At 60.2% G+C, this 14,058-nt stretch carries 12 protein-coding genes; 7 read left to right on the forward strand and 5 right to left on the reverse strand.

Features of this window, described 5'->3' with window-relative positions:
- Positions 1-41: 41 nt before the first annotated feature.
- Positions 42-2,960 carry a class I SAM-dependent DNA methyltransferase gene (locus tag ACODSL_RS14745; RefSeq protein WP_488901456.1) on the reverse strand — a complete coding sequence of 973 codons (2,919 nt, stop codon included), beginning with the start codon at positions 2,958-2,960 and terminating at the stop codon, positions 42-44.
- Positions 2,961-3,430: 470 nt separating this feature from the next.
- On the opposite strand from ACODSL_RS14745, the gene ACODSL_RS14750 reads away from it, so the two are divergent.
- The 4 genes from ACODSL_RS14750 to ACODSL_RS14765 all read left to right on the forward strand — a co-directional run bounded on the left by ACODSL_RS14750 (position 3,431) and on the right by ACODSL_RS14765 (position 5,923).
- Positions 3,431-3,643 carry a hypothetical protein gene (locus tag ACODSL_RS14750; RefSeq protein ID WP_488901457.1) on the forward strand — a complete coding sequence of 71 codons (213 nt, stop codon included), beginning with the start codon at positions 3,431-3,433 and terminating at the stop codon, positions 3,641-3,643.
- Positions 3,640-4,518, forward strand: a complete 879-nt coding sequence (locus ACODSL_RS14755) for an ArdC family protein (RefSeq protein WP_488901458.1) — start codon at positions 3,640-3,642, stop codon at positions 4,516-4,518. The genes ACODSL_RS14750 and ACODSL_RS14755 overlap by 4 nt, the downstream gene beginning before the upstream one ends.
- Before the next feature lie 68 nt (positions 4,519-4,586).
- On the forward strand, positions 4,587-5,369 hold the full coding sequence (locus ACODSL_RS14760) for a type II secretion system protein (RefSeq protein WP_488901459.1): 783 nt from the start codon (positions 4,587-4,589) through the stop codon (positions 5,367-5,369).
- Positions 5,370-5,602: 233 nt separating this feature from the next.
- Positions 5,603-5,923, forward strand: coding sequence for a hypothetical protein (locus tag ACODSL_RS14765; RefSeq protein WP_488901460.1), 321 nt, complete (start codon positions 5,603-5,605; stop codon positions 5,921-5,923).
- A gap of 14 nt (positions 5,924-5,937) precedes the next feature.
- Here ACODSL_RS14765 and ACODSL_RS14770 read toward each other — a convergent pair whose 3' ends face one another.
- From ACODSL_RS14770 to ACODSL_RS14785, 4 genes are read right to left on the reverse strand one after another with little or no spacing between them, the layout of a single operon-like run.
- Complete coding sequence (locus tag ACODSL_RS14770) at positions 5,938-6,351, reverse strand: helix-turn-helix domain-containing protein (protein WP_488901461.1); 414 nt, start codon at positions 6,349-6,351, stop codon at positions 5,938-5,940.
- A gap of 47 nt (positions 6,352-6,398) precedes the next feature.
- Positions 6,399-6,611, reverse strand: a complete 213-nt coding sequence (locus tag ACODSL_RS14775; protein ID WP_488901462.1) for a KTSC domain-containing protein — start codon at positions 6,609-6,611, stop codon at positions 6,399-6,401.
- Entirely contained in the window at positions 6,608-8,413 is a 1,806-nt protein-coding gene (locus ACODSL_RS14780; protein WP_488901463.1) for an ATP-binding protein, read from the reverse strand. Before ACODSL_RS14780 ends, ACODSL_RS14775 begins: the two co-directional genes overlap by 4 nt.
- Complete coding sequence (locus ACODSL_RS14785) at positions 8,410-9,627, reverse strand: SIR2 family NAD-dependent protein deacylase (protein ID WP_488901464.1); 1,218 nt, start codon at positions 9,625-9,627, stop codon at positions 8,410-8,412. The genes ACODSL_RS14780 and ACODSL_RS14785 overlap by 4 nt, the downstream gene beginning before the upstream one ends.
- Positions 9,628-10,086: 459 nt before the next feature.
- Here ACODSL_RS14785 and ACODSL_RS14790 point away from each other — a divergent pair, with 459 nt between their 5' ends.
- From ACODSL_RS14790 to ACODSL_RS14800, 3 genes are all read left to right on the forward strand, one after another.
- On the forward strand, positions 10,087-11,355 hold the full coding sequence (locus ACODSL_RS14790) for a tyrosine-type recombinase/integrase (protein ID WP_488901465.1): 1,269 nt from the start codon (positions 10,087-10,089) through the stop codon (positions 11,353-11,355).
- 439 nt (positions 11,356-11,794) lie between these two features.
- Positions 11,795-12,232, forward strand: coding sequence for a DUF2924 domain-containing protein (locus ACODSL_RS14795; protein ID WP_488901466.1), 438 nt, complete (start codon positions 11,795-11,797; stop codon positions 12,230-12,232).
- On the forward strand, positions 12,229-13,914 hold the full coding sequence (locus ACODSL_RS14800) for a recombinase family protein (protein WP_488901467.1): 1,686 nt from the start codon (positions 12,229-12,231) through the stop codon (positions 13,912-13,914). The genes ACODSL_RS14795 and ACODSL_RS14800 overlap by 4 nt, the downstream gene beginning before the upstream one ends.
- Positions 13,915-14,058: the final 144 nt, after the last annotated feature.

Below are 14,058 nucleotides of genomic sequence, written 5' to 3' on the forward strand. Positions count from 1 at the left end.
TCGGGAAGTTGGCGCGCTGCGCAGCGCGGGCTCCGCCCGCGCTACTTCGGCTCGCGCCCCAAGTTTTGATCCAGAAGAAACGTGAGCAGGTCGTCGTCCGAGATATCGACCGGCACGCCGTAGGCCTCGGCGACTGCCTCATCCAAAGAACGATGCGCGGCTTCAAGCCAGCCTGGCGGTTCGTTGTAGAGGTTCGTCAGGGTGCGTGACCGAAGCTGAGTTTCGGCACTCGGCGAGACTGGCACCAGCCGGTCGGGAAGACCTGCTGCCACCTCGTGCTCCAGCTTCACCAGTTCAGGCGGGTTGAGCCACGCATCCCGCAGTGAAACGAGACGACGCGCCGCGACGGCAATTTTCTCGGCTATCGCCGCCGGTAAATAGGCGCTCGTGGGCAGGTCAGGAGTCATCCCTGCCGGAAACGGAAAGGTCGCGAACGTCGTCGTCGACGTATAGCGCGGACGGTCTTCCAAACTCGTGCCGAGCCGCAGTGACCAAAGCTCGTGAAAACGGCTCTGCAGAATGCCGAACGTGGTGTCATCGTCACGGGCAATGACGATGAGGTTCTTGTCCGGCAGTACGGGGAACGACTGCCAAACGAAAATCCGATGCTCGGCCGTTTCGCAGGTGACGATGTAGCGGGGTAGCGCTTCGATCTTCTTCCGCATCTCTGGACGTGGCCGGTGAGGTTCCCACCAAGATGGATTCTGACCCGCTGTCGTTGTCCGATAGGTCACAAAATGGACGGGCGGCTTGCCTCGTTCAGGAACGTACTCGGCGACTTTCAGATGCTCATACGGAGCCTCGTAGGCAGACGCGTCCGCTTCGGAGAGACCGATCGGAAAATCAATCAACCACCGATCGCGCGACCGACTCGTTAGGTCGTCCCCATTCCAATACGGTTTCAGAATTTCGGAATTGCGGTGGCCGTTCGGGTTTGTCGGCTGCCCCATGAACGAGCGAGCCAACTCCCCAGGAATGTCGTGAGGGCCGCTGGTCTGGATGCCTATCGCCGACACCCCGCTATTGGCAGCGAGCGCGCGGGCGCGGGTTACGTCGACTCCGGATGTGAGATCTGGATTGATGTGCGCAACGACCTGGCCATCAAGATGCAGTTCGGCCGGCCGAAGTTCTGGCGCGCTGAAGCACACCAACGACACTTCAACCCGCGCGCCGTCAATCGACCAGGGTTGCTCCGCCCATGCATCATGAATCACGAGTGACTGGCTGATCGCGTCGAGAACCGGCCGATTGGTGCCGCCTCGGATCGAGCTCGTCGCAACCAAGCCGACGCGCTTTGTTCGGCCGCTCTCGACCTCGACGCGCGCCTTCTCAAACCAGTAACAGACAAAATCGGAGAAGGCCGCCAACCGACCGGAATAGGCCGCGCGAAGGCGCGTCGTGTAGTCGACCCCGAGCTTACGCTTCTGGAGCTTCGCCCCGAGAAACGGTGGGTTGCCGACAATGAATTCTGCTTCTGGCCAAACGGCCTCGGTGTCATCCTCGGCCAACACCGCATCCCGGCATTCGATGGTATCCAGCGGCCGCAAAATCGGGTTGCGGCTCACCTCGAACCCGTTGCGCCGCATCCACTGGATTTCACCAATCCACACGGTGACCCGCGCCAGTTCCGCCGCATAGGGATTGATCTCAAGTCCCTTGAGACATTCGGGCCCAACTGAGGGACTGAAGCGCCCCAACCCCAGCACTTCCGCATCCAGGTTCACGCGGTGCTCAATGTCCTTCAGGCCGAGCAGCGTCAAATAGAGGAAGTTGCCTGAGCCGCAGGCCGGGTCGAGCACCCGAATATTGCGCAATCGTTCGATGAACTCACTGCGCAGCCGCTGCGCTTCCCGCCAGGCGCGCTCTTCCGCGCGCCGTGCCGTCGCGTGCACCTTCCTGGCTTCCGCCTGCGTGTTCGGCCGCCGTGCCCGGGCGTCCGCCACCTCGTCCATGGCCGCGACAATGAGATTGCGCGCCTCGCTCCACTCCGTGAGCAGCGGACGAATGATGACCGCGTTGACGATCTGCATGATCTTGTCGCGGTCGGTGTAATGGGCACCGAGCTGGCTGCGCTTGGCCGGATCGAGTCCTCGTTCAAACAGCGTTCCCAAGATCGACGGATCGATGTCGCTCCAGTCCTGGCGCGCTACGCGCAGCACGAGCCGAATATCGTCTCCCATCAGCGGCAGCGCCTCGTCGTCGTCAAACAGGCCGCCGTTGAACCATTCGACCCGCTCGAAGCCGACCCTGCCGCCTGTCTTCATCACGCGGAACAGGTCGCGGGCGAGCTCTTCAAATTCCTCCGGCTGGAGCTCGGCATGCTCCAGCATGCGCTTGAACATCTCGTTGGGCAGCAGCTTTACGTCTTCGGCGAACATGCAGAAGACGAGCCGGTTGATGAAATGCGCCGTCGCCTGGGCAGGGTGGCCTCGCTGCCTCAAATCTTCCGCGAGTTTCGCGAATTCCTGCGCCACCTCGACCGTCAGTGATTGACGGGTTTTGCCCGGCTTGAGGCTATCGGGTTCGCTGAAAACCGCTTTGAGAATCGCCCGCTTTTCGGGCTCGATCAGCTCCTCCAGCGTGATCTCGTGAACCTTGCTGACGCTGTTGGTGAAGTTGGTATGGATGCGAATGCGATCACGGTCGCAGACCACCAGCAGCGGCGGATTTTCAAGCGCGATGGCGTATTGTTGGAGCTGCGCGTAGGCAGCCGTCAGATCCTTGCGCGGACCTTTGTATTCCCAACCGAACGCACCGCGTTTCCAGACATCCGCCCAGCCCTCACTGCCAGTCGTTTTTGTCGCGCCGCGCTCAAAGCAATAGGCATCTGCATCCGTGCCTTGGTCATAGGGTGCCGGTTCATCCAGCAGGCGGCATAGGTCAATGAAATGCGTGTGCGACGCTTGCCGCTCGGTCAGCGGATTGTTGCGCCACTTGGTGATGAACTCGGTCGGCGTCAATTCGAGGAATCCGTTCCAGCAAGGTCAAATCAGACCCAACGCGCGACCCTAAACCGATGCGCGGCATTCCGCGAAATCGCGTAAGCAGATGACTTACAGCGAAGCCTCGCGACCCCCCGAATCCGGGGCGATTTTCGCTCCGGCCACCGGTCGCTGGCACGATCCGCATCGCGGCCTCCTCTGACCCCGGAACGGATGGCAGGCGCAGCGCGGTGGTCGCTTTCGAATAGGCCGGAGGGAGCAGTCCTTCGGTTTTCCGAACGGGACATCACGGCTTCTATCGGTGAGCGTTTTGGCGCCGTCCCGGCCTCAATCAACCCAGCTCGCTTCCTACGCCTTCGGCTCCGTGCAGCTCCGCTCCCTGCGGGCGCGCTGACGCGCGGGGTGTGACCGACGCCTCATAGGCCGTCGCCCAGGGCTCCCCATGAAGCCGCGGAATGGTCCGCGGCAAAACATGAAGGAGACCTCCAATGGCCAAATCCGAACCTGAAACCACCGGCCGCAAACCAACCCACCGCCTCTACCGTGTCAGCGGCGACGGCGAAGCCTCTAGCTGGACGCCCATCGGGGCGGCCTGGCCGAACAAAGACGGCATGGGCTTCTCGATCAGCTGCGATGCCGTGCCTCTCCAAGGCCGCATCGTGATGCGCGCCATCACCGAGCGGGTCGGGGGTCAGCAATGACCCCCGCTACCTCCTTCCGCCCTGGTCAGAAAACCGACCTCTACAGCGAGGTCACCGATCAGATCATCGCCGCCATCGAGGCTGGCACCGGCACCTGCAGCCTTCCCTGGCAGCGCGTGCCGGGTATGCCCAAAAACGTCGCCAGCGACCGCAGCTACCGAGGAATCAACACCCTGCTGCTCTGGCTGACGGGCAACGCCAAGGGCTACGCCACGCCTTACTGGGCGACCTTCAAGCAGTGGCTTGAGCTGGGTCATCCGGTTCGTAAGGGTGAGAAGTCCGCCACCGTCGTGTTCTGGAAGGATCTAGCCGGTGGAGCTTCGGACGATGCCGACGACGGTGATCCCCGCCGCCGGTTCGTGGCCAGAGCCTACCATGTGTTCAACGCCGACCAGGTGGAGGGCTATACCATCCCCGCGATCACGCCGCTCTCGGAGTCCGAGAGGGATGCGCGGGCGGAATCCTTCTTCAAGGGGCTTCCCATCGTGGTGAACCACGAAGGCAGCCAGGCCTTTTATCGGCCGAGCACCGACACCGTGCAGATGCCGCCCTACAGCCACTTCCATGAGGCCAATGGCTACTACGCCACCCTCGGCCATGAATGCGTCCATGCCACCGGCGCAAAGCACCGGCTGGATCGCGACCTGTCCGGTCGCTTCGGTTCTGAGTCCTATGCGATGGAAGAGCTCGTCGCCGAGTTGGGTGCGGCGTTCCTCTGCGCTGATCTCGGCCTTTCGCCCGAGCCGCGCAGTGACCATGCCGGCTATATCGCGTCCTGGCTGAAAGTGCTGAAGGGCGACAACCGCGCCATCTTCACCGCCGCCAGCAAGGCGCAGGCCGCGACTGATTGGCTGAATGCGCAGGCCGCCCCGTGAGGGGCGGCAACTACATCACTCGCCAAATGAATTGTAATTCAAAAACGTCAGAGTATTAATCTGGCTATATGAATAGAGCGTTCAGTTTAGTTGAATTATCGATTGTTCTTGTCATCCTTGGTTTGTTGACGGGTGGGATACTGGCGGGGAAGTCGCTTATCCGCGCCAGTGAGCTGCGCTCAGTGACTTCAGACTATCAGCGATATGTCACCGCCACGCACAGCTTCCGAGACCGGTTCTTTGGGCTGCCTGGTGACATAGCCAATGCAACGAGCTTCTGGGGCGAGCTATCGTCAGTCGCTGCCACCTGTCAGAATACAGCTTCCACGTCAGCGCTGACCTGCGACGGTGACAGTGATGGAACCGTGGAGGTGTCGACGTCGGCGAAAAGCCGGGAGGTCTACCGCTATTGGCAACATCTGGCGAACGCCGGACTTATCGAAGGGACGTTCACCGGCACTTACGAAAATGCAGCGACGTGGGCCATTGCGCCCGGGACCAATGTGCCGCGCAGCAAGATTCAGAATGCAGGATGGGGCATCGTCGCCATAGGTGACCCTAATTTTCTGGGGTGGTACTTGGATATGTTTCCGCCGAGCAACAGCACGCATTGGCTGGAATTTGGGTGGGCACCGTCGACATCTAACAATTACCTCTACAACCCCGTACTCACGACTGAAGAGGCGTGGAACATCGATTCCAAGATCGATGATGGAATGCCTGGAACCGGCAAGATCACGACGTTCAACCCCACACGCAATTCCGGATGCGCGTCCAGCAGCACGGCTACCACCGCTACATACGTACTCAGCAACACGTCTCCCCGCTGCACCATGATGATGGGGCTATAGGGTCACGTCGACTACGGCGCCCATTTGCACGCCCCATGACGCTGTGAATGTGCCGAGATCATGCCGTCTGCGCGCTGCGTACAAGGCGGCTCGCTCCCGCGCCTGACGGCTTGTGCAACTCCGCCCCGGTGCCCGGCGCGCTGACGCGCGGCCTGTTCCCGCAACGCTATCCCGGACGGCTCAGAGCTCTCGTCCACTGCGCCATTGGGGCGCGCACAAAACGGGAGCCAGCCATGACCGAACGCACCATCATCTCCGCCACCATCGACTGGGAAGGCATCACGCTTCTCATCAACTATGAGCCCGACTGGCTGAGCCTGGGAGAGCGCTTCCCCAACATGCATCCCGCCCATCTGGAGGTGAAGAGCATCAAGCCCGAACGCGCGCGGCTGCCGTTCACCGAGACCGGCTATCGCTCATCGTTCCTGGCGAACGAGGAGATCGAGGCGGCCGGCGGTCCGGTTCCCTTTGTGGAAGCCTGGCTTGCCGAGGCGGCCGACACCATCGAGTGGCGCGAATACCGGGCGGCCTCCCAGCAGCTCAGCCTCTTTTGAGGCTGGGTATGCTGCTATCCGACGGGTTCGAGTTCGCCCACCTCATCCGCGTCAGCAGGCATCACCGCAATGAGGTCGGCGAGGGCTTTGCGCACGTTGGGCGTCAGGCGCTTGAAGGCGTGCATGACCTTATCGGCACCCGGCGTGATCGCGAACTGGATGAGGTCGGGGGAGATCGAGGAGCCAGTCGCCTCGACGCGATCCAGTCCCTCAAAGAAGGTAGAGATCGTGAGGCCGAGTGTCTGGGCGATGTCGAACAGCTTCGACGCCGACACCCGGTTGCTGCCGCGCTCGTATTTTTGAACCTGCTGGAACGTCAGGCCGAGCGCGTCCGCGAGCTGGCTTTGGCTCATGCCGAGGCGCTTCCGGTGGGCGCGGATCATGCCGCCCACATGGACATCAACGGGATGCGGCGACGGTTGGCTCAATGAAAATCTCCTCCTAGAGCGTTTCGACAATGCCGACGAAGATCGCTCTATGCCTTCGCGCAGGGGTAGGCGTTTTTGATTTCAGCATTGAAGAATTTCCCGACAGAGTCGGCAGACATGAGGCGTTCATGCATGAACAGTGGAACATTGAAGTAATGATAGAGCCCCGTCTTGATGAACTCGACCTCCAGAGTTTCACTGTCGGGGTCGTAGCCAACGGCCGCCAAATTCGATGAGCTAACTGGCACACGATCCATCATCCACCTCCACCGGCAGCATCCGGCTTTTTCCATTTTGTGTTCTGGGCACGCCAAGCGGCGACAAGCGTTTCGTAGTCACCCTTCGTCTGGGCGGCCGACCAAGCCGCAGCGACGGATGGGTCGCTACTTTCTGGTCGCTGGCCTTCTTGGGGTAGCGTAACGCGGCATCTGACAGGCAATTTTGCTGCTTCACCGATGATGATGGCCTCGCCGGTGCGGAGCACTGGCAGGCTATCAACGACACCGCTTAGATTGTCAGGAAGCGCTGCTTGAACCTTTGATCGGTCGCTCGCATTCGACAGGCGGAGCGCAAAAAACGTCCCGCATTGAGAGAGGATAGTGTCGTCGATCTCCGACGGCCGCTGGCTGACAATCATCGCGCCGACACCAAATTTGCGCCCCTCCTTCACTATGCGTTGAACCATCTCACGAGCCGGACTTTCGCCATCCTTACCGAGGTAGCGGTGCGCTTCCTCCATGACGATAAGTTGCGGCCGCTGGCGCCCCCCCTCCGGCAGCTCACGTCCCCAAAACAGTCCTTGGTAGATGATATTGAGAATCCCACCCACCAGGCGGGTCATCACCCCACTGGGAACGCCGGAGAGGTCGAGAATAGTGATTGGCTTGTCATGCCCGATCCAATCCTCAAGGAGTGCGGCAAGGTCTTTGGTCACGCTGCCATCGAGCTTGGGTTCCCAATCGCCGGGATGGAGCATGAAGTCGTACTGACGATCGAGAAGGCGCGATCTCAAGAGTGCCAACTGCCGACGAATAGATAGGACGTTGGCATTGTTCATGAACGGTGATGAGTTGCCAGCACCTGGCAATGGATAGTGCGGCTGTTTGAGTGTCTCAGCATCGCCGGCATCAATGACGGCGCTGGTGGTGCGCGCGATTTCATTCCACGTCTTGATTTCGGGGTCGATGAGCTCGAACCAGAGGCGCTTAAGGCTGAACGGTATCGGGCTATCTGACGTCAGGGAGTTCGCATCAACCCCGGGGAAACCCGCTGCGGTAGCCGCGGACAGCTTCATGTCGAGGATTTTGTCGAGGATGGGCGCTAGAGCTTTCTCCTCAACTTTTCCCATCAGAAAATGTAGCAGGTCACCGACGTCCATCGCCCAGTAGGGGATGTGAAGGGGCTCGGCTCCCTCCGTCGCATTGACGCGAAACGTCTTTGCAACGCCCGCCAACGCCGTCCCGTACTCACCGTGAACGTCGAGAAGGAGGATGCGTGCGGAGGGAAAAGGGTTCTCGCCTCCCTGCCCTGCAGAGATAGAGCGCAGCAGGCTTGCTACGGTGGTCGACTTGCCTGAGCCGGTCGAGCCAAGCACCGCAGAATGGCGCGTGAGCAGGCGGTTCAAGTCAATTTTAACCGGAATGCTTTCTGCAGCGGCAAGACGACCGATTGTCACTTGGCCGGACTCAGAGGTTCCGTAGATTTTCTCAAGATCGGATTCCGTGACGAGGTGAACCTCGTCATTGATCGAGGGGTACTGGCTTACGCCTCGCTCAAATTCAGCCTCAACAATTTCTCCGACTAGCTGAACCGTCATCCACCTTTCGCCGCGCGCGGAGGTGTCCTTCAAGACCTCAGGAGTAGCCGTCGCTCCGACATCGGCGATGATGCCATATAGGTCGTGATACCCTTGAGGTATCCGCACGAAGCTGCCGACTTGGCCGACGCGGTAGCTACGTCCTCCGATGATGGCGATGCCGGAGGCAATGCCCTGGAATTGCCGAATGCTGACCATCGCCCCGGACACGGCACCGACATGCCCCAAGAGTGTCGGGGCGCTCACGGAGCGACCATGGCACCAGGCAGCGCCCCAGGTGTCCCGCTAGCGGGTGCCGCCGTCGAAGCAAAAATCTGAGCTGATCGGGATGCGGCGAAGAACCTTCCAAACGCCTCGATCCCTCCGAGTAGGAACTGGTCAGGCTCGCCTGCCTTCGGTTTGCCCCAATAGGTGGAACGTATCGGCCCCCAATCCTTGCTGGGCAAATCAGCGGGTACCGTCCATGCGCCACGCATCCCATTCATCATGGCCTTGTCGCGGGCATAGACGCTGAAGTTCGGGCGCTTGCTCGCCAAGTCGCAAGCTGGCTGCTCCTCATCCAGAGGCTTGAAGGCGAAGGCAAAGACACTGGCAGACGCATTGCCGGCCAAGCCCTCATCGATGCGAGCCGCGATGTGCGCGTCGGCATACGAAAAGCCGATTGAGATGAGCAGGGTATCGTCGGTGCTGAGGAAAGCTTTCAGGCGATCAAGCAGCGCCGTGTAGGGAGCCTTTTGCGTCTGGTCGTATTTCAGATGCTCAGGGAACACCAAATGTGTCGCACTGCTTTTGCCGGTGCGGATCACATCGTCGTCCTCGCCGGCGCACCATCCGAGTGAGCCGTGAAGTTTCCAAAGGCGCGTCCAGCGTGGCGGGAGATCGTTGCTCGCAACGGATACAGGATCGAAGAAGGGCTCGCGCCCACCGGTGAACCCGTCGAAATAAGGTGCCCGTACAGCCTCGAAAGCCTCTTCGAGCAGCAGGTCGTAGTTGGTCGTAAAGACCTCGACGGGATGGTCTCGCGCCGCGCCCGTAATCCAATTGACGAGGTCAGCGTAAGCGGATCCAGATTTGGGCAGCCGTGCGTCAACGATCTTGCCGATTTCAGCGCAAATTTCCTCTCCGAACGCCTGATAGCCAGAGCCATCTAGGTCGTGAACCTTGCTCTTGCCGATGACCTTTGAGAGCGAGCGAATCCGGCTGAGTAGAGTCTCGATGTCGTCCCTGGGTAGCTCAGCCTTCAGTCCCGCTATCTGAGTCGCGTACTTGGGTTGGAGCGCATTAAGAACTTGCTCCGTCAATCCAGCAACCGCAGGTATTAGCGGGTAGGTGCCGTCTGACTTCGACATTCCGGCCGGCGCTCCAGCCCCAATCAGCAAGCCAATCTTCTTCCGACCCTGCGCAATAATTGTCCGCAGAGACGCCATGTACTGGTCTGGATTGTGAATTATGACGCTCATGCTGCCCTCCGCCCCAACGGTAATCTGTAGATTGCGAGATTGCCATGCAAATCCATAGCGCGTTGTCGCCTTGGCGCGGGGGTGTCGGCGGCAGCTAGACCTGCGTTGACTTGAGTGGCGTTGATCGCCCTGCAGCTCAGGTCATGCGTGGCAACGGCTCTGTGGATGACCAAGCCATATCAATAGACCGAGGATTCTGGATATGGCATAGCTGGACACTATAAAAAGTCCAATTTCAATATACACAGAAGATACACAGGCAATTTTGAAGCAAAATTACTCTTGGGAATCAGTACGATGGCAGTGCATCAATACACCTATGTAATGCTTTGGCAATTCTAACCTATTGTTTTTCAATCAACTTATTTTCAAATTCGACCTACACAACTCATACACAGGTTCTCAAATCAAGGGCTTATGAGATTTTTCTACACAGAATCTACACAGAAGTGAGGGTCCATGACCTTCATGGTCGACATCCAAGAGGTGAAGACTGGTCTGGTTATCTTCCGTCGATCTGACGTGAAGCACCGGAATTGGTACTGCCGCATCAAGGTGCCGGACGAGAACCGCTACAAAACGGTCTCCCTCAAGACTCCCGAAATCAGCGTTGCTCGCGATAGGGCGCTTGAGCACGACGCGGAGATCCGCTTCCGCATCAAGCACGACGTGCCGATTTTCAATAAGCTCTTCAGCGATGTCGCTAAGGAGTTCCAGGTCCTCCAGAAGGGGCGTGCCGAGGCCGGCCAGATCACGATGCACCGCTGGCGCGTGATCGAGTCCCACATCCGCGTTCAGCTCAACCGCTATGTCGGAAATATCCAGATCACCCAGATCGGCGCTGATCGGTGGACCGAGTATCCCATGTGGCGTCAGCAGAATGGGAAGGGGCGGTCCGGCGGGCGCGTGAGCGACGGCACGATCCGCGACGAGATGGTGACGTTTCGCTCGGTGATGGGCTACGCCGCCTCGAAGAGGCTCATCCGCGAGAGCCAGGTCTTCAAAGACAAGCTGCCCGTCAGCAAGGTTGCTCGCGAGGAGTTCACGCCCGAGGAGTACCGCAAGCTCCACACCTTCGCCCGCGATTGGATCAAGAAAGCGAAGTCTCCGCTGCATCGGTGGTGCCGGACGATGGCCTACAATTTCCTGCTCATCATGACGAACACCGGCATGAGGCCGTCGGAGGCACGGAATCTCAAATGGCGTGACGTCTCGGCGCGCACCGACAAGCAGGGCAGAAAGTTCGTGATCCTCAGTGTGTGGGGCAAGGCCAAATCCCGCTCCCTCGTCGCAACCACCAATGTCGCCGAATACCTTGATCGCGTCCGCGCGCTGTCGCGGGCGACGAAGCCAAACGACTTCGTCTTCACGACCATCAAGGGTGCTTCATCCAAGACCCTCTACTATGGCCTTCTCGCATTGCTCCTGGAGAAATCCGGCCTGCTGCATAGCTCGACGGGAAGTCGCCGAAGCACCTATTGCTTCCGGCACACCTACGCGACGTTCCGTCTAACGGAGGGTGTCGATTCCCTGTTCCTGGCTCACCAGATGGGAACCTCCGTCAAGATGATCGAGGATCACTACGGCCACATCACGCCCGTGAAAAATGCCGAGCGCATTTTGCAGGGAATGCCGGGATGGGTGGCAGCAGCGGATGCAGTCGGTGGAGCCCTTGCGGGCGTGAACGCCCGCACACCGGATGAAGAGCAGTCTTCTGACACGCCGTAACAGGCGCGCCTCTGCCCTTTTGTGGCGTCGAGCTCGATGCCCTGGGCAACCTGAGGCGCTGCCTGAATTCGATCATCTGGCCGATCCGCACGACCCGGTGCCGCGTCGAGACGCATGGCAGCGGTCGCTCTTCGGAATCGGGACGACCCATCAAGAGCCATTCTGAATCGTCAGCCGAACGGGGCTGCTTCGGTCAACGCCGCGAGCTTTTAGGATGGATTTGATGATGCGAGAATTCTTCTCTCCGCAAACCCTTGTGTCACAAGGATTTGAAGAAAAAAGTGGCGGTGGAGGCAGTCAAATGCCAATTCATCTCCACTATAGATGAATCAAAACGGAGTAAATAGGCGTCGAGTATTTGCATCCCGGCGGGTCACTATCATTCTGTGAAGCAACGGCGTCATAGTCTCTGCGTCCGATCTCGGACGAGGAGGTTGATGTGGCAAAGTTGATTGCTGGAGGTGTCGGTTCCGAGAAGATCGACAATGAAGTGCGAGCGCTCGAGACAGCGACACTCCAAGAGCTGAGAGCAGAATGGCGTCATCGGAAATGGGGCGCGCCGCCGAAGATGCGCTCCGTCGAACTCCTCAGAATGATCATCGCCTGGCGGATTCAGTCAGCCGTCTATGGCGGCTTGGACGCCGCGACGCGCCAGCGCCTTCGGAGCACGTCGATGCCCCGAATGCCCAATCCACCCGCCGGGACGCGCGTGACCCGAGAGTACAGGGGCGTGCTGCACCACGTCGAAATCCTCGAAGCGGGCGTCTGCTACGAGGGAAAGCCATATGGCAGCCTCTCCGAGGTGGCGCGGCTGATAACTGGTACGCGCTGGAACGGACCCAGGTTCTTCGGGCTCCGCCTGGAGGTAAGGGCGTGACGGCGCCGGCGTTACCGGTGGTCCGATGTGCGATCTACACCCGCAAGAGTTCTGACGAGGGCCTGGAGCAGGCGTTCAACAGCCTGCATGCACAGCGCGAGCTCTGCGAAGCCTACGTCCGCTCCCAGGCCGGGGAGGGGTGGATCCTCGATCACGAGCACTATGACGACGGCGGATTTTCCGGAGCAAGCTTGATCCGGCCGGGTCTTCGCCGTCTGTTGGCCGATGTGGCCGCCCGACGGATCGACGTGGTGGTCGTCTACAAGGTCGACCGCCTGACCAGGTCACTGACGGATTTCGCTCGGATCATCGAGGCGCTCGACAAGGCCAAGGCGTCCTTTGTCAGTGTCACCCAGGCGTTCAACACCACGAGCTCGATGGGCAGGCTAACCCTGAACGTCCTGTTGTCGTTCGCCCAGTTCGAGCGTGAGGTCACCGGCGAGCGCATCCGCGACAAGATCGCGGCCTCCAAGGCCAAGGGCATCTGGATGGGAGGTAGCCTTCCGCTTGGATATGATCGCCCGACTGATGCGGTTCGACGCGCGTTGGTGATCAACGAGCCCGAAGCCGCCACGGTCCGGCTGATCTTCCACAAGTTGCTCGAGCTGGGTTCGACTTACGCGCTTCAGCTCTGGCTGACCGATCAGAACATCCGATCCAAGCGTTGGGTGACGCTGTCGGGCCGACCGATGGGAGGGTTCTTATTCAGCCGCGGCGCGCTGACGCACATCTTGAGAAACCGCACCTACCTCGGTGACATTCCGCACAAGGCCGTCAGCTATCCTGGCCGGCATTCCGCAATCATCGACCGAGCAACGTTCGAGGCGGTTCAGGCTCAGGTCGCCGTCAAGGCGCGCCTGCGTAGGGAGCATGTCCCCAAGGCAATGAGCCTTCGGTTGGCGGGAAAGGTGTTCGACTCGATAGGGCAGTCGATGGAGGGGCTGGTTCATCGGGCCAAGTCCCGTACCTACAACTTCTACGCCGCGCGGGTCGTCCCATTCGGTTCGTATGGCGCCGATGAAGACGACACGATTCGCAGGGTTCCCGCCGCGGCGCTTGAGCAGTTGATCATCGGACGGTGCGCGCTGCTTGCGCCCGGGATTCCGCGGCAGGATCTCGATGCTGGGATCTGGCGGACCGTTTCAAAGGTCGAGGTGCATGCCGCCCAGGTCCATCTGCTGCTGAATGCCCGGGGTCTGTCGGCCTTGGCCGGCGAGCCGGTCGGGATCAATCAGGCTCGAGCGCGCCTCGCCCCGGGTGATCAAGTTGTCGCCGACCACATACATTCGGGCGTCATGCGGATTGTCATGGCCGTGCGGCTGAAAGTGCGAGGCGGGCGAACCTGGTCAATCGGCCCTGCCGGTCCGGGCAGGGCGAGACCGACCGGAATTGATAGGCCGTTGATCCGTCGCCTTCGAGCAGGACACGCGATCCTGTGGGATTGTGGGATCTCACCGGACAACAGCGGCGACCAGCTTCGGTTAGCGCGCGGTCCAAAAGCCTCCAGCGAGATGCAGCGGGTTCGGCTCGCGTTTCTGGCGCCGGACATTCAGGCGGCCGTCCTCACGGGAACAATCACATCTGGTGGCCATGGCATGCTGACGGCGTCGAAACGGCTTCCGTTGTGCTGGAAAGATCAGCGAGAGGCGCTTCGGAACGAAACCGCGAGAATGCCAACATAGAGACGACTGGTCCCATCACGCCCGGTCGTCAGACCAACAGTCTCTGCTCTCCACCAAACCGCCGCGCGGAGACCCGACTGACTGGGCGAGGTGCTGTCAGTCTAACGCGCACTCGTCTCCACTTTTGACCCCGCCAGGTCATTG

The sequence above is a fragment of the Caulobacter sp. FG121 genome (assembly GCF_057809815.1).